The sequence below is a fragment of the Streptomyces sp. NPDC050504 genome (genome assembly GCF_044458065.1).
Classification (GTDB): domain Bacteria; phylum Actinomycetota; class Actinomycetes; order Streptomycetales; family Streptomycetaceae; genus Streptomyces.
Genome location: NZ_JBITHO010000002.1, coordinates 66521 through 81772, shown reverse-complemented (window position 1 = coordinate 81772; position 15252 = coordinate 66521). Strand labels below are relative to the sequence as shown.

The 15252-nt window shown below is 74.5% G+C and carries 14 protein-coding genes; 9 read left to right on the top strand and 5 right to left on the bottom strand.

Features of this window, described 5'->3' with window-relative positions:
- Positions 1–13: 13 nt before the first annotated feature.
- Positions 14–2260, top strand: a complete 2247-nt coding sequence (locus ACIBNE_RS06305) for a protein kinase (protein WP_399270244.1) — start codon at positions 14–16, stop codon at positions 2258–2260.
- Positions 2261–2284: 24 nt separating this feature from the next.
- On the opposite strand, the gene ACIBNE_RS06300 is transcribed toward ACIBNE_RS06305, so the two are convergent.
- A complete protein-coding gene (locus tag ACIBNE_RS06300) occupies positions 2285–3226 on the bottom strand; it encodes a zinc-binding dehydrogenase (protein WP_399270242.1) in 942 nt (313 codons plus the stop codon).
- A 72-nt stretch (positions 3227–3298) separates the two neighbouring features.
- On the opposite strand from ACIBNE_RS06300, the gene ACIBNE_RS06295 reads away from it, so the two are divergent.
- The gene (locus ACIBNE_RS06295; protein WP_399270240.1) at positions 3299–3991 is read left to right on the top strand and encodes a TetR family transcriptional regulator; all 693 of its coding nucleotides are present in this window, start codon (positions 3299–3301) and stop codon (positions 3989–3991) included.
- 55 nt (positions 3992–4046) lie between these two features.
- On the opposite strand, the gene ACIBNE_RS06290 is transcribed toward ACIBNE_RS06295, so the two are convergent.
- Together ACIBNE_RS06290 and ACIBNE_RS06285 are read right to left on the bottom strand one after the other, a co-directional pair.
- Entirely contained in the window at positions 4047–4931 is an 885-nt protein-coding gene (locus tag ACIBNE_RS06290; RefSeq protein WP_399270238.1) for an RNA polymerase sigma-70 factor, read from the bottom strand.
- Positions 4932–5013: 82 nt separating this feature from the next.
- Complete coding sequence (locus ACIBNE_RS06285) at positions 5014–5223, bottom strand: hypothetical protein (protein WP_399270236.1); 210 nt, start codon at positions 5221–5223, stop codon at positions 5014–5016.
- Between the two features lie 330 nt (positions 5224–5553).
- On the opposite strand from ACIBNE_RS06285, the gene ACIBNE_RS06280 reads away from it, so the two are divergent.
- The 6 genes from ACIBNE_RS06280 to ACIBNE_RS06255 all read left to right on the top strand — a co-directional run bounded on the left by ACIBNE_RS06280 (position 5554) and on the right by ACIBNE_RS06255 (position 12858).
- Positions 5554–6624, top strand: a complete 1071-nt coding sequence (locus ACIBNE_RS06280; protein WP_399271241.1) for a GNAT family N-acetyltransferase — start codon at positions 5554–5556, stop codon at positions 6622–6624.
- A gap of 44 nt (positions 6625–6668) precedes the next feature.
- The gene (locus tag ACIBNE_RS06275; RefSeq protein WP_399270234.1) at positions 6669–8180 is read left to right on the top strand and encodes a glycosyltransferase; all 1512 of its coding nucleotides are present in this window, start codon (positions 6669–6671) and stop codon (positions 8178–8180) included.
- Positions 8181–8284: 104 nt separating this feature from the next.
- The gene (locus ACIBNE_RS06270) at positions 8285–9040 is read left to right on the top strand and encodes a polysaccharide deacetylase family protein (protein WP_399271240.1); all 756 of its coding nucleotides are present in this window, start codon (positions 8285–8287) and stop codon (positions 9038–9040) included.
- Between the two features lie 157 nt (positions 9041–9197).
- Positions 9198–11144 (top strand): hypothetical protein, encoded by a 1947-nt coding sequence (locus tag ACIBNE_RS06265; protein WP_399270232.1) that lies wholly within the window; start codon positions 9198–9200, stop codon positions 11142–11144.
- A 59-nt stretch (positions 11145–11203) separates the two neighbouring features.
- Complete coding sequence (locus tag ACIBNE_RS06260) at positions 11204–11704, top strand: hypothetical protein (RefSeq protein ID WP_399270230.1); 501 nt, start codon at positions 11204–11206, stop codon at positions 11702–11704.
- Positions 11701–12858: a glycosyl hydrolase gene (locus ACIBNE_RS06255; protein ID WP_399270228.1), complete on the top strand. Its 1158-nt coding sequence runs from the start codon at positions 11701–11703 to the stop codon at positions 12856–12858. The genes ACIBNE_RS06260 and ACIBNE_RS06255 overlap by 4 nt, the downstream gene beginning before the upstream one ends.
- 66 nt (positions 12859–12924) lie before the next feature.
- On the opposite strand, the gene ACIBNE_RS06250 is transcribed toward ACIBNE_RS06255, so the two are convergent.
- Both ACIBNE_RS06250 and ACIBNE_RS06245 read right to left on the bottom strand, forming a co-directional pair.
- Positions 12925–13296, bottom strand: a complete 372-nt coding sequence (locus tag ACIBNE_RS06250; protein ID WP_399270226.1) for a hypothetical protein — start codon at positions 13294–13296, stop codon at positions 12925–12927.
- Positions 13297–13369: 73 nt separating this feature from the next.
- Positions 13370–14590, bottom strand: a complete 1221-nt coding sequence (locus tag ACIBNE_RS06245) for a helix-turn-helix domain-containing protein (RefSeq protein WP_399270224.1) — start codon at positions 14588–14590, stop codon at positions 13370–13372.
- 166 nt (positions 14591–14756) lie between these two features.
- On the opposite strand from ACIBNE_RS06245, the gene ACIBNE_RS06240 reads away from it, so the two are divergent.
- The gene (locus ACIBNE_RS06240; RefSeq protein ID WP_399270222.1) at positions 14757–15245 is read left to right on the top strand and encodes a hypothetical protein; all 489 of its coding nucleotides are present in this window, start codon (positions 14757–14759) and stop codon (positions 15243–15245) included.
- The last annotated feature ends 7 nt before the right edge of the window (positions 15246–15252 follow it).

The window sequence follows — 15252 nt, the reverse complement described above, 5'->3', positions numbered from 1 at the left end:
TACAGTTGCGCGCATGTCGGGGGCAGTGGGAATCGTGGTGGGCGAGCGGTACCGCCTGGTCGAGCTGGTCGGCCGGGGCGGCATGGGGCGCGTGTGGCGCGGCCACGACGAGGTCCTGGACCGCGAAGTGGCCGTCAAGGAAGTCCTGTTGTCCGAGATGCCGCCCGAACTGCGCGACGAGCTGATCGCCCGCACCAAGCGCGAGGCGCGGGCCGCCGCCCGGCTGCGCCACCCGAGCATCGTCACCGCGTTCGACGTCGCGGAGCACGGCGGGGCGCCGTGGATCGTCATGGAGTTCCTGCCCGGCCCCTCGCTCGCCGCGCTCGTCTCCCGTGAGGGCCCGCTGGGCTGGCAGCGGGCCGCCGCGCTCGGCGCGGAGCTGGCGGACGCCCTCGCGCACGCCCACGCGGCGGGCGTGGTGCACCGCGACCTGAAGCCGGACAACGTCCTGCTGGCGGGCAGCCGCCCGGTCGTCACGGACTTCGGCATCGCGCGCCTCCTCGACACGGCGACCCAGCACCTGACCAGGACGAACACGATCATCGGCACCCCGCAGTACATGCCGCCCGAGCAGCTGGAGGGCAAGCGGGTGGGGGCCTCGGCCGACCTGTGGGCGCTGGGGGCGACGCTGTACGCGGCGGTGGAGGGCCGCCCGCCCTTCGACGGCCCCTCACTGACGGCGATCATCGTGGCCGTACTGACGCAGCCGCTGCCCGCGCCCCGGCGGGCGGGGCCGCTGGCCGAGGTGCTGGAGGCGCTGCTGGCGAAGGACCCGGAGGCGCGCCCGGACGCGCGGACGGCGGCGGAGCGGCTGCGCGCGCTGTGCCCGCCGGTGCGGTCGGCGCCAGCGGCGGGATCCGGGGCGGTATCCGGGGCGCCCGGTGCGGTACGGACGCCCGGGATCCCGGACCCCAGGGCCGCACACCCGCCCCAGCCCGCGTCCCAGCCCGGCCCCACGCCTCAGCCCGTGTCCCAGCCCGGCCCCGCGCCTCAGCCCGGCCCCGCTCCCCGCCCGCCGGTGACCGTGCCCGGCGCCGCGCCCCGCGCCGCGCCGAACACTCCGCCCGCCCCCGGCCTGCACGCCGCCCCGACCGCGCCCGCCGCCGGACCGCCTGCCGCCCGGCCCCCGGCGCCCACCGGCCCGATGCCGCCCGCGACCCCCGCCCCGTCCGCTCCCCGCCGCGGACCCGCCCGCCGCACCCTGCTCATCGGCGGGCTCGGTGCGCTGGCCGTGGCGGGCGGCGGGGGATACCTGGCGTACCGGCAGGGCGCGGACGAGCCGCCGCCGAAGACGGGCCGCCTGCCGCACGTGCTCGCCGGGCACCGCGCGGGCGTGACCTCGGTGGCGTTCAGCCCCGACGGCAAGCTCCTGGCCAGCGGCAGCAACGACACCTCCGTCAGGCTGTGGGACCCGGTGACGCGCAGGACCGTCGCGACCTTCATGGAGCAGCACTACGGTGCCGTGCACGCGCTGGCGTTCAGCCGGGACGGCAAACTGCTCGCCGGCGCGGGCTTCGACGGGCTCATACGGCTCTGGGACGTCGCCGCGCGCAAGCCCGCGAAGACCTTCACCGGCAGCGAAGAGGCGGTGCACGGGCTGGACTTCAGCCCCGACGGCGAGATGCTCGCCAGCGCCCACGACGGTTTCGTACGGCTCTGGAGGGTCGCGACAGGCAACCGGATCGAGAAGTGGGACAACCTCTCGAAAGAGGCGGCGAACTACGCCACCGAAGAGCCGTCCGTGCCCGTGCGCGCGGTGGAGTTCAGCCGCGACGGCACGAGCCTGCTCGGCGGCGGGGACGCCGTCGCGCTGTGGAGCGTCGCGCGGGGCGAGCGGTGGGCGCTGCAGGAGTACGACGAGTACGCGGAGGGCCCCACCGCCATGAACGCGGCGGCGTTCCATCCCGGGGGACGCGCCTTCACCACCGGGGGAGAGGACAAGGGAATCCACGTCTGGGACGTCCCCGAAGGGATCTGGGCCCTCTCCGACGAGGAGCGGGACGGCAAGAGCCCGACCGGCCACGTCCTCAAGGGCCACGAACGCCCCGTGTCCTCGCTGGCGTTCGCCCCCGACGGCAGGACGCTCGCCAGCGGAGACGAGGGCGGCGCGGTGCGGATCTGGGACTACGGGGACCGCAGGACCACCACGATCCTCTCCGGCCACGAGAACGCCGTGGCCTCGGTGGCGTTCAGCCCGAACGGCAAGCTCCTCGCCACGGCGGGAGCGGACCGGACGATCCGCCTGGGCCCGCTCCCGTAGGACCCGTCGGCGAGGCGCCCCGCCTCACCCCACGTCCAGCACCGCCTTCCCCCGCACCCCGCCCGCGAGCAGCGTCGCGATGGCCTCGCCCGTGCGGGTCCAGTCGGTGCGCAGGCCGATCTGCGGGTCCAGGTCGCCGCGCGCCACGAGCCCCGCGAGCCACGTCAGCTCGGCGCCCAGGTCCTTCGCGTCGTCCAGCAGGAAGAACGTGGTCAGCGTGCGGTCGTGACGGCCCTCGTTGCCGAAGAGCGCGCCGTACGGGAACGTCTCGCCGACCCCCGCCGAGTGCCCCAGCGCGACCAGCGTGCCGTGGGAGGCCAACGCGGCGTACGCGTCGACGAGTTGCTGGCCGCCCACCATGTCGACCACGCCGTGCACCGGGGCGAGCGCGGCCAGGTCCGCCGCGTCCACCACCTCGTGCGCGCCCAGGGCGCGCAGCTCGTCGCCCTTCGCCGCGTCGCGCGTCGCGGCCACCACGTGCGCGCCGCCGCGCGCCGCGAGCTGGACGGCGAAGCGGCCGACCCCGCTGCTCGCCCCGGTGACCAGGACCCGGCGGCCCAGGACGGGCCCCAGCCTGTGCAGGGCCCGCAGCGCGCTGCCCGCCGCGACCGGCAGCGCGGCCGCCGCGCCCAGGTCCGTGCCCTGCGGCACGGTGCCCGTCAACTCCGTGTCCACCGCGCGCAGTTCGGCCCAGGCGCCGGAGGTGCCGAGCGTGACGACCGGGGTGCCGACCGCCGGGCCCGTGCCGTCGGCCGCAGCCTCGACCACCACGCCCGCCGCGTCCCAGCCGGGGACGGTGCCCGGCTCGCCGTTCGGCACGACGAACGCGGCCTCGCCGTAGTTGAGCGAGAAGGAGCGGACCCGGATCAGGGCCTGGTGGGGTGCGGGCGCCGGGTCGGGGACCTCGGTCAACTCCACTTCGCGGGTGTCGGGTTCGCGGCCTTCGACGATCGTGAGTGCTTTCATGACAGTGAATGTGCCACTGAGTGGCAAAAGCCGTCAAGGGGCGATTGCTTACGAGGGGCTAAGGTGGCCCCCATGGCAGAGCGACAGACCGGGGCAGAGCAACAGGCCGGGGCGGAACGGCGGACCGGGGCGCAGCGACCGGCCGGGTCGCTGCGCGAGCGCAAGAAGCTCCGCACCCGGCAGGCCCTCGTGGAGACCGCGCTCGACCTCTTCACCGAGAGGGGCTTCGCGGCCGTGACCCTCGACGAACTGGTCGACGCGGTCGAGGTGTCCAAGCGGACGTTCTTCCGGACGTTCGCGTCCAAGGACGACGTGGCGCTCGCCCCCGAGCGGGAGCTGTGGGGCGCGTACGCCGATGAGCTGGCCGCCCGCCCGGTCGCGGGCGCGCCGGTCTTCGCGACCTTCGTGGACGCGCTGTACGCGTCGGTGACCGCGATGGCCGAGGGCTGGGAGCGGCGCTTCCTGGCCAGCCGCGCGCTCGCGGAGGGCACGCCCGCGCTCAACGCGCACAGCCTGCGGCACTGCTCCGAGGTGAGCGACGCGGTGGTGCGGGCGACGGCGGAGCGGCTGGCCGCCGCCGGGGCCTCCCCGGGGGACGTACAGCTGCGGCTGCTGCTGGAGCTGATGCTCGCCGCGTGGCGGTGCGCGCTGCGCGAGTGGACGGAGGCGGCCGACGGGGAGCGGGACCGGGCGGCGCTGCTGGCGCGGATGGACGAGGCGTTCGCGCAGGTGCCGGCGGTGCTGGCGCTGGCCGGGGAGCGGTAGGCCCCCGCCGCGCCCGGCCCTCTGCCGCGCCAGGCTCCCCGCCGCCCCCTGCTCCCTACGGCGCGGGCGCCAGGCTTCCGAGCTTGTCCGGGTTCACCTGGCAGCGCACGTGCAGCACGCGCCCGTCGACCACGCCCAGGTCCAGCGCGGCGACCGGGTGGCCGTACAGCCGGGCGACGATGCCGGGTCCGCCGTTGAGCGTCACCCGCTCGTACGTCAGGTCCTCCATGCCCGGTTTGCGCAGCACGCCCAGCAGCCAGCGCGCCACGTGGTCGGGGCCGTGCAGCGGGCGGCGCGCGGCCGTGACCTTGCCGCCGCCGTCCGACCAGGCGGTCACGTCGGGGGCCAGCAGTTCGAGCACGGCGTTCAGATCGCCGCCCGTGCAGGCCGCGAGGAACTTGTCCGTGACCTCCTGGCGCACCTCCGCGTCCGCGTCGTACCGGGGCCGGCGCGCCGCGACGTGCTCGCGGGCGCGGTGCGCGGCCTGCCGCACGGAGGCCTCGCCGCGCTCCAGGACCGAGGCGATCTCGGCGTGCGAGTACCCGAAGACCTCGCGCAGCACGAAGACCGCGCGCTCCAGCGGGGACAGCGACTCCAGGACCACCAGCATCGCCATCGAAACGGAGTCCGCCAGCTCGGCCCCTTCGGCGACGTCGGGGGAGGTGAGCAGCGGCTCGGGCAGCCAGGGCCCGACGTAGGCCTCGCGGGTGGCGCGGGCGGAGGTGAGGCGGGTGAGGGAGAGGTTCGTGACGGTGCGGACGAGGTACGCCTTCGGGTGCTCGACCGTGGACCGGTCCACGGCGGCCCACTTCAGCCAGGCGTCCTGGAGGACGTCCTCGGCGTCGGCGGTGCTGCCGAGCATGCGGTACGCGGTGGCGAAGAGGAGGCGGTGGTGCGCGGTGTAGGGGTCCTGGGTGCTCTGGGCGTCCGTATCGATCACGCGGCCAGCGTGCCAGGCGGGGGGCCGGGTTGGGTAGGCCCCCGGGCCCGCCCCCCTCGGTCGTCGCGCACCGCGCCCCGGCTCACCGCCCGGCCTCCGATATGCCGGTCGTGAGCTGTCGCAGGACGTCCAGGATCCACTGGCCGACCGGGGTGGGGGCGAGCAGCACGCCCAGCGCCAGGATGGTGAGGGCCGTGGTCATCTCCTCGTTCCTGCTGCGGGCCTGCGTACGGCGCCGCAGCCGGAAGAAGGCGATGACCGCGAGCAGTACGGCCACGTCGATGGTCAGCACCCGTCCAGACCTCCCCGCCTCCCCCGACGACCGGCCACGTGCGGGCGACGGCGGCGCGTCACCCCGACTCCTGTGTAGCCGGGTCCGATCGGAGGTGGAGGACGTTTGGCGGCGAATGGCACGAAGCAACCGGTTCTGACCGGATCCCGGCCGAGAGGTCGCACAGCCCCTCGCGCCCGCCCCAACTGTCCCTGGTTTCACCTTTCTTCATGACTTGGTCACAACATGACCGACTCTCCCTACCCTCCCCCGGAAACGCCCGGTACCGTCCTGGAGCAGTGCAGCGTTGCTCAGGGGGATGACCGGGGGGTCGTGTTGAGCGGTGTACGCATTCGTGTGATCAGGCCGGGGGAGCTGGGCACGGGGGACATCGAGGCCTGGCGCGAGCTGCGCGCCAAGTCCGGCGCCCCGGCGAACCCCTTCATGGAGCCGGAGTTCACCCTCGCCGTCGGGCGCCTGCGCCCGCCCGCGCGGATCGCCGTCGTCGAGGACGACGGCGGTACGGCGGGCTTCTTCCCGTACGAGAAGGGGACGTTCGGCAACGGCCGGGCCATCGGCTTCGGCGTCTCCGACAGCCAGGGCGCCGTCCTGCGGCCCGGCCTCGAACTCCCCGCCCGCACCCTGCTGCGCGCCTGCGGCCTCTCCTCCTGGGCGTTCGACAACCTGGAGGCCGGGCAGGGCATCTTCGAGGGCGCGGCGGCGGCGCGCTACCCGGCGTACGTCATCGACGTGGGCGAGGGCTACGCGAGCTACGAGGCGGTGCTGCGCGAGCGGTCGCCGAAGTTCCTCAGGACGACGCTCGCCAAGGAGCGCAGGCTGGGCCGGCAGGTCGGGGACGTGCGCCTCGTCCTGGACGAGCGCGATCCGGCGCGGCTGCGGACGCTGATGGAGTGGAAGTCCGCGCAGTACCGGCGCACGGGGCGGCGCGACCGCTTCGCGCAGGGCTGGATCGCGGGGGTCGTGGAGCAGCTGCTGTACACCCGCGCGCCCGGCTGCACCGGCACGCTCTCCGTCCTGTACGCGGGCGAGCGGCCGGTCGCCGCGCACTTCGGGCTGCGCTCGCGGACCGTGCTGGCGTGCTGGTTCCCCTCGTACGACACGGAGTTGGCGAAGTACTCGCCCGGTCTCGTCCTGCACCTGCGGATGGCCCAGGCGGCGGCGGACGCCGGGATCGGGATGCTCGACATGGGGCGCGGCGCGGCGGAGTACAAGGACGCGCTGAAGACGGGCGAACTCCCGGTGTACGAGGGTGCGGCGACGCACCCGGGGGTGGGGGCGACGCTGCACTGGCTGGGCCGCGAGCCCGCCCGCAGGGCCCACGGTTTCGTACGGGGCCGCCCCCGGCTGGCGGCGCTCGCGCAACGGAACCTGGAGCGGGCGGCGCGGCTGCGCGGCAAGTAGCGGGTGGCAGGGGGCGGGGAGACAGGGAGACGGGGGGCGGGAACATGCGCGGGATCGCACGTGACATCAGAGTGGCGGAGCTGGACCTCGCGGGGCCGGGGGGCGAGGAGGTCGGGTCGCTGCGGCCCGCGCCCGGAGGACCCCCGGTGGTGTCCCCGGGCCGGGACACGCAGGTCTTCGCCCTGGTGCGCCTGGAGGGCCGCCCGCTGGGAACCGTGCTGTGCACGGTGGGAGCGGGGGAGGACCCGGCGGAGGTACTGGGCGCGGCGGCGAGGGCGCGGTGCGCGGGGGTACGTGCCCCACAGGACACGCCGGGCACAGGCGCCCCGACAGGGGCGCGGGGAACTGCGCGAGCAAGTCACCACCGGCCCGCAGGGCACCACATACGCCCGGCGGGCCCGCCACAAGGCGCTCCACTCAGCCCCCGGCAGGGTTTCGGGAAGGGGTGGGGAGGGGGCCGGCCCGCCGCAGCCGAAGAACACCCACCCCGGGCAACGGCACCCCGCGAAGGACCCGCCCCCAAGGACGCCGCATCCCCCGCCGTAACCGTCGTCCTCGCCACCCGCGACCACCCCGCCCCCCTCGCCCGCGCCCTGGACTCCCTCCTCCGCCAGTCCCACCCCTCCTACGAACTCCTCGTCGTCGACAACAACCCCTCCACCGACGAGACCCGCGACCTCGTCGCCGCCGACTACGCCCCGCACGGCGTGCGTTACGCGCGCGAACCCGTCCCCGGCCTCGCCGCCGCCCACAACCGCGGCGTCGCCGAGGCCAGGGGCGCCCTCCTCGCGTTCACGGACGACGACGTCATCGCCGACCCGCACTGGCTCACCGCCCTCACCCGCCCCCTGGCCGACGACCCCCGCACCGCCTGCGTGACCGGGCTGATCCTGCCCGCCCGGCTCACCACCCCCGCGCAGGTGCTCCTCGAAAGCCACGGCGGCTTCGCCAAGGGGTTCGCGCCCCGGCACTACGACCCCGCGGCCCCGCCCCCGGACGAACCGCTCTTCCCGTTCACCGCGGGCAGCTTCGGCTCCGGCGCCAACATGGCCTTCCGCGCCGACGCCCTCCGCGCGATCGGCGGCTTCGACCCGGCGACCGGCACGGGCACCGCCGCCAAGGGCGGCGACGACCTCTACGCCTTCGTCCGCGTCCTCACCGCCGGCCACCACCTCCGCTACACGCCGGAGGCGATCGTCTGGCACCACCACCGCGAGACCTGGCAGGACCTGGAGAACCAGGCGTACGGCTACGGCGCCGGGCTCACCGCGTACCTCACCGCCGTGCTCGCCCGCCGCCCCGCCCTGCTCCCGGCCCTCCTCAAGGGCCTCCCGCGCGGCCTCGCGCACGCCCGCGCGATGACCGCCCCGCGCACGGGGGCGGCGGCCGGCGCCCCGGGCGAGCACGGCGTCCACGCGTACCCCTGGCCGCGCGCCCTCTCCCGCCTGGAGCGCAGGGGCATGCTCTACGGCCCGTACGGCTACCTCAAGGCGCGCCGGGCCCTGCGCGGCACGCCGCCCCCCTGGAAGGACGTAGGGAAGGACGTGCGCACGTGACGGACACCAGACCCGCCCCCGACGACAGGCCGACCGCCCCCGGCGGCGACCCGCACCCGCCCGCGCCCCCCGCCCGCATCCCCGTCCTCCTCTACCACGCCGTCATGCCGGATCCGCCCGCCTGGATCGCCGAATTCACCGTCACGCCACGGCAGTTCGCCGCGCACCTCGACGCGATCGCCGCCAGCGGCCGCACCCCGATCCGCATCGGCGCGCTCCACGACCACCTCGTGCGCCGCGCCCCGCTCCCGCCCCGCCCCGTCCTCCTCACCTTCGACGACGGCTTCGCGGACCTCCCGGGACCCACCGCGGAGGCGCTGGCCGCCCGTGGCGTCGCGGCCACCGCGTACCTCACCACCGGTGCCGTCACGCCCGGCGCCCGCAGCCTCCTGCCGCCCGCGCCGATGATGACGCTCGACCGGGCCCCGCTCCTTGAGCAGTACGGGATGGAGGTCGGCGGCCACACCGTCACCCACCCCCAGCTGGACACGCTCCGCCCCGCCCGCCTGGCCCGCGAGCTGACCGACTCCAAGAAGGCCCTGGAGGACGTCCTGGGCCACGCGGTCACCCACCTCGCCTACCCGCACGGCTACAACAGCCCCGCCGTGCGCCGCGCGGCCCGCGCCGCCGGGTACGAGACGGCGGTCGCCGTGCGGCACGCCCTCAGCTCGGCCGACGACGAGGCGTACCGCATCGCCCGGCTGATCGTGCGGCGCGGCCACACCGTGGGGGACGTACAGGACTGGATGGAGGGGCAGGGCGCGCGCGTCGCGCCGTACCCGGATGCGCTGCCGACGGTCGGCTGGCGGCTCTACCGCAGGGCGCGCGCGGCGGTGAAGGGCCCGGTGTTCGCGGGCTGACGCGGCACCGACTGCCGTACGCGGCAAGGGTGTACGAGCGCCCCGTACCGCACAAGGATGTTCCCGTACGGCATCGAAGGGGACAGCCAGAGGGATCGGACGAGAGAAACAGCAGCGGCGTGACGGCCGCGACCACATCCGTGGGGGGAGCCGCACTGTGCAACAGCGCCATGGGCCCGCACCGGCCGCGCAGCCCGCACCGGCCGCAGGAGGCAGCCCGACGACGGTGCCGCCCCCCGGCGCGCGGGGCGCGGGGCGCCCCCCGGGGACCGGCCCGCGCTCCTCGGGCCCGCGCGCCGGGGCGCGCCGCGCGCCCGACTTCCTCCGCCCCCAACAGCTCCTCACCTGGCTGCCGTTGCTCGCCGCGACCGGCCTGTGGCTGGCCGCGCTGCCCGGCGTGGGCTTCCGCGAGATGGGCGACTACGGCCTGCTCGACCGCCTCCCGCCCGCCTTCTACCTCTCGCTCGCGGTCCTGACCGCAGGCTTCCTGGTCAGCCTGCGCCGCGCGGGCACCGCGCCCTGGTGGCCCGCCCTGTACTGCGCCGCGCTCCTGATGGCCCTCAAGGGCGCCCCGGCCGTGCTGTACGACTCCGAGCGCTACCCCTGGGCCTCCAAGCACGACGCCGTCATCAACAAGATCCTCGCCACCGACGGGCTGCGCCCCGACGCGGCACTGGACGGCAACATGTCCGCGTACGACCAGTGGCCCGGCTTCTTCACGCTCAACGCCGCGCTCGTCCGGGCCTTCGGCGTGGACAGCGCCGCCGCCTACCTCAACTGGGCGCCGATCGTCCTCGGCCTGCTGATGATGCCGGTACTGGTCCTGCTCTACCGCACCTTCAGCGAGGACTGGCGCCTGGTGTGGACGGCCGTCTGGATCTTCCAGCTCGGCAACTGGGTCGGCCAGGACTACCTCGCCCCGCAGGGCCTGGCGTTCCTGCTGCACCTCACCGTCCTCGCGGTGGTCCTGCGCCACTTCGTGCGCCCCGGATCGGCCGGGCGGCTCCGCTCGCGCGCCTACCTCGACCCGGCCGCCGCCGCGCTCCCGCCGCCCACCAGCACCCGCCAGCGCGCCCTGTGCGTCCTGATCCTGGCCCCGATGGTCGCCGCGATCAACGCCGTCCACCAGCTCACCCCGGTGATGCTCTGCGTCACCCTCCTCGCCCTCAACCTCACCCGCCGCTACCGGAATCCGGGCCTCCTCCTCGTCGCCGGGCTGCTGATGCTCACCTGGGACCTGACGATGGGCCGCCCGCTCTTCGTCGAGACGCTGCGCACCCTCAAGGAGTCCGTCGGCGAACTCACCCAGAACTCCCGCGCGGGCTACGCCGGTGAACTCACCGGCCCCGGACCCGAGTTGGCTGGCACCGCCAACATCCTCATGGTCCTCGCCATCGTCGCCCTCGCCGGCCTCGCGCTCCTCCTGCGCCGCCGCCTCGTCCACAGCGCCCTGCCGCTGCTGCTCGCCTCCGCCGCGCCCGTGCCGCTCTTCGTCGTCAACGACTACGGCGGCGAAATGCTGTTCCGCGTCTACCTCTTCGGGCTGCCCGGCGCCGCGTTCTTCGCGGCGGCGGCCCTCGTCCCGGCGGCGGGCGGCTCGGGCGTGCACCGGGTGCGGCCCTGGATCCGCAAGGCGTGCGCACTCGCGCTCCCGCTCTCCCTGGCCGCCCTGCTGGCGGGCTTCATGCCGTCCTACTACGGCAAGGAGCGCATGTACTACACGCCGCCCGCCGAGACCGCGCTGGTCGTCCGCACCCTCGACGGGCTGCCCGAAGGCGCCCTGGTCCTCGCCACCACGGGCTCCTTCCCGCAGGCGCTGCGCCACTACGACAAGCTCGGCCACTGGTACTTCGCGGAGCAGGCGCCCGCCGAGAACGAGAAGCTGCTGCGCGACCCGGTCGGCTACCTGGTGCCCCAACTGCCGCCCGCACCGGCCGTGTACGTCCTGCTGACCCGTACGCAGGACGTCTACACGGCGGGGGAGGGCCTGCTCCCGCCGGGCGGTTTCGCCACTTTGGAGAAGAGGCTGAGGGATTCGCCCCTGTTCCGTACCGTCGAGGAGACGGAGTACGGCCTCGTGCTGGAGTACCGCCCCGCGAGGTGACGTGGAGGGGCGGAGCGTGCCGGACGGCCGCCCCCGTAAGGTGACTTGGAGGTCGCCACGTGCCCGATTCCCCGCTCCGCACGCCCCCCGACCCCCCTGCCGCCGGGCGCGGTGCCACCGGGCCCGGCACCCCCGATCCCCCTGCCGCGGCCCCCTTCCTCTCGCGCACCCGCGTCAGGCTCGCCGTGGCGCTCTCCGGCTGGGTGGCGCTCGCCGCGACCGCGCTGCCCGCCGGATCGGCGGTGCGCGGGCTGCCGGTGCTGCTCTTCGTCTGCTTCGGCCCCGGCTTCGCCGTCCTGTACCCGCAGCCCGGGATGCTCCGCCCGACCGCCCGCCTTGAGGCACTGGCCTTCACCGCGCCCGTCAGCCTCTCGCTGAGCGCGCTCGCCGCGACCTCGCTCTTCCTGGTCGAGTCCTTCTCCGCGACGGCGTTCCTGGTCTCGACGGCCGCGTTCACGACGGTCGTGGCGTTCTGCCCGGGGCTTCCGCTGCCCGCGGCGACGCGGGGCGCGGTGGAGCGGCGGCCGCGCCGGAAGGCCGCGGGGGTGAAGCGCCGGTGAGCGGCAAGCACGCGGCGGGAGGCTTACGGCCCCCGGGAGGCCCCCGCGCCCGGCTCCTGCTGGCCCTGGTCGCGGTGGCCGCGCTGCTGACCGGGGTGAGCGTCTGGCTGACCGGCGGCGACGAGGACGGCACGGGCGACGACCGCACGGCCCCGACCGGCAACGGCCTGCCGCCCGACGCGGCGAGCGGCGCCCCGCCCAGCGGCCCCTGCGCCCCGACGAAGATCCTGGTCCCGCAGTGCGGCGCCTGGTGGGGCGCGTACGTCCCGTACCCCGAGGACGGCTCCTCGCTCACGGAAGCCGTCCGGGCCCACGAGAAGCGAATAGGCCGCAAGCTGGACCTCCTCTACACGTACCACGACATGTCGAACACCGAGATCGACGGCACGCTCCTGACCCCCGACGAGATCGAACTGGGCCGCGACCGGATGCTGATGCTGGCCTGGGAGACCACGGTCTGGAAGGAGAAGCACCACGCGGGCTACACCGAGACGCCGCTCGGCTGGAAGAACGTCGCGGCGGGCGAGTTCGACGAGAAGGTCATCGACCCGCAGGCGCGGCGCCTGAAGGCGTACGGCAAGCGGGTCTTCTTCTCCCTCGACCAGGAGGTCGACGCCCGCATCAAGGAGGGCCAGGGGACGCCGGAGGAGTACGTGGCGGCCTACCGGCACGTACAGAGCAGGTTCAAGGCGCTGGGCGTCACCAACGTCGTCTGGGTCTGGACGGTCTCCGGCTACCTCGGCAACAAGGCGCTGATGAAGAGCCTCTACCCGGGCGACGCGTACGTCGACTGGCTGGGCATGGACCAGTACAACTACTTCACCTGCCACGACACGACGGACTGGAAGGACTTCGACCGCAGCCAACGCCCCACGTACGACTGGCTGAGGGCGGAGATCTCGCCGGACAAACCCATCATGCTGGCGGAGTTCTCCACGGTCCCCGACCCGGACAACCCGCTGCGCAAACGGGACTGGTTCACCCAGATCCCGCGCACGGTGAAGACCATGCCGGGGATCAGGGCACTGGTCCAGTGGAACCGCACGGTCCCGGGCGACGGCTGCGACCTGACGGTCAACGAGGGCCCGGGACTGACCGGTTACCGCGAGGCGGGCAAGAACGGCTACTTCAAGCAACCGGTGCCGGGGAGGTAGGGGGGCACCTGGGACAGGGCGGCGCCCAGCGTCCGCTCACGGGCCTCGCCCCGACCGGGCGCACGGCTACCCGGTGACCCGCTCGACGGCCTCGAAGACGTCCGCGTCGGTCTGCTGCTGCCACTCGGGCAGCTCGGGCCAGTCGGCGACGTAGCTCGGCTTGGGGTCCTCGAAGTGCCGGTGGATCTGCGCGATCCAGCAGAGGGCGACGAACCGCCCCTTCTGCTCGCGGGACAGCGCGGCGGTGCCCCCACCGCTCACCCGCACGAAGTCCGCGACCTGCGCCCCCACGGCGGCCGCGGCGGCCCGCTCCCAGGCGGGGGTGTCTTCCCAGGGGGTGACGTACCCGGGCTTGGGCTCACCGGGAAAGTGCTTCTTCACCCCGGAGATCCACGCTTCCCGGAACACCCGCCCGTACTCGTCCTGCTCGTTCCGCACGGTCACTCCCTGGCTCGGCCGGTCTCCCACCGTACCCAGCCGCCCGGGGCCGCGTCGGGCGGAAGTGCGGGATCTAGCCGTTCGCCGTCAACGCCCTGAGCCCCTGATACGCCTCGCGGAGGTCCGGGGCTTCCGGGAGCCTTCGTGTCTCCACGGCCTTGACGACCTCCAGCGCACGCCAGTGGTTCGACGGGACGATGCGGCCGGACAGTATGGCCCGCCGGGCCGCGTCGCACGCCTCGTCCAGCCGGTCGCCGTCGAGCAGCGCCAGCGCCAGATCGATGGTGGCCGACGCGACCCGGCGCGGCCACTTCTCGACGTCGTCGGCGGGGGCGAGCCGCGCGATGACTTCGCGCGCGCACCGCTCCGCCGCCGGATCCCCGGCCCAGGCGAGCGTGGTCGCCGTGTACGCCAGCGCCTTGCCGGGGTCGTACTGGTAGTGGTGCTCGGTCCCCTTGCGCGGGGTGAGTTTGCCGGACATCCGCTGGACACGGTCGATGGCCCCGTACGTTCCCGGCCCCTCACCCAGGCGCGCGCTCGCCCTCCCCTCCTGGGCGGTCGCCTGGATCGCGACCGAACTTCCGGCCGGTGCCAGGTCCTGCGCGATCCTCGACAGCTCCAGCGCCCGGCCGTACTCGCCTTCCGTCAACACCCGCCAGGCGTCCGTCTCGTAGCACCACGCCTCGATCTCACGGTGCTCCGCGTGCTGCGCGAAGGTCGCCGCCGCCCGCAGGCGGGCCGTCGCGGCGTGCTGCTGGTTCAGGTCGATGTGGAGCGTGGCCCCCAGGAGCTGGAACCACCCTCCGACCACGTGGAGACGGCGCTGTTCCGCGAGCGTCATGCGCGCGTCCATGAGGTGCGAGACGTACGCCGCGTGCCGCCGCACCCGTTGCAGCAGTGCCTGCGGCGGGGAGACCGGATACGCCGTGGCCAGCCCGTCGAACGAGGTTTCCAGCCGCCGCAGGGTCTCCTTCCCCACGTCGCTCGCGGACACCCGCCGAGCCAGTTCCAGGGCGTCGAACTCGTCGTCGCCGTCCGTGGGAACGGCGGCGAGCCAGCCACGAGGGGGACGCGGTGGCGCGTAGGCGTCCGGGACCAGGAGCGCGTCGAGTTCGTTCGCGGTGACGGCCAGAACCTTGGCGATCCTCGGACGCTGCCACGGCTGGGGACCGTTCTTCCCGGTCTCCCAGCGCTGCACCGTGGAACGGTCGACGCCGACCGCTTCCGCGAACTCCTCCTGGCTGAGCCCACACGCCTTCCGGCGCTCCGCGAACCTCTGCCGCCTGCTGCTCACCGTGGCCGCTCCCTTGATGCGGATGCGTCGTCCCTGGTCAGCGTAGCCAGTGCGGTACGGATGCGGCGGTACTGCGGCTTTTTTGCCGTGGTGCGGGGCCGCTTCTCCCGCTTCCCTGGAACAACGCCCGATTGCCCGCACTTGAGAGACGACCCGGAAGGCGGCCATGGCGCTCCGACCCGCACCGAGCGGTGCGACGTACCCCGCGTGCCCTACGGACGCGGAGCTCACAAGGGAACCCGAACTCCGGGGAAAACACCGGCCCGACGCCGACTGCGAGTACCGCGCCGAGGTGGTCGCGACGGGCCCCGTGGGCGGCGGGACCGCGCGGGTCGTGCTCGGGGCGTTCCGTACCCCGGACGTCCGGCTGATGATCGGGTGGCTGGCCGATCAGGCGCTCCGCATCGCGGACGGCCTCGACCCGGCGCCCGACGTCCACTGGCTCGACCCCGCGCAGCGCGGCGCGCTGATGACGAGCGGGTCCCTGACCCAACTGCCCAGCGCTCCAGCGGAGTTACGGGCCTGGTGTGCGGACCCCGAGGAGCGCCGCACCGCGTACGACCGGCTGCGCGCCGGGCGGCAGTTCGTCCTGGGGGCGGCCGATCACACCGGGACGTACGCCCTGTGGGTCGTGCCCTGCCCGAACCACCCATGAGGCACGT

What these genes read in the sequence shown, in the direction of transcription:
- ACIBNE_RS06305 (WP_399270244.1), top strand. Translation starts at nt 14, where the DNA reads ATGTCGGGGGCAGTGGGAATCGTGGTGGGCGAGCGGTACCGCCTGGTC.
- ACIBNE_RS06300 (WP_399270242.1), bottom strand. Translation starts at nt 3,226, where the DNA reads ATGAAAGCACTCACGATCGTCGAAGGCCGCGAACCCGACACCCGCGAA.
- ACIBNE_RS06295 (WP_399270240.1), top strand. Translation starts at nt 3,299, where the DNA reads ATGGCAGAGCGACAGACCGGGGCAGAGCAACAGGCCGGGGCGGAACGG.
- ACIBNE_RS06275 (WP_399270234.1), top strand. Translation starts at nt 6,669, where the DNA reads ATGCGCGGGATCGCACGTGACATCAGAGTGGCGGAGCTGGACCTCGCG.
- ACIBNE_RS06270 (WP_399271240.1), top strand. Translation starts at nt 8,285, where the DNA reads ATGCCGGATCCGCCCGCCTGGATCGCCGAATTCACCGTCACGCCACGG.
- ACIBNE_RS06240 (WP_399270222.1), top strand. Translation starts at nt 14,757, where the DNA reads ATGGCGCTCCGACCCGCACCGAGCGGTGCGACGTACCCCGCGTGCCCT.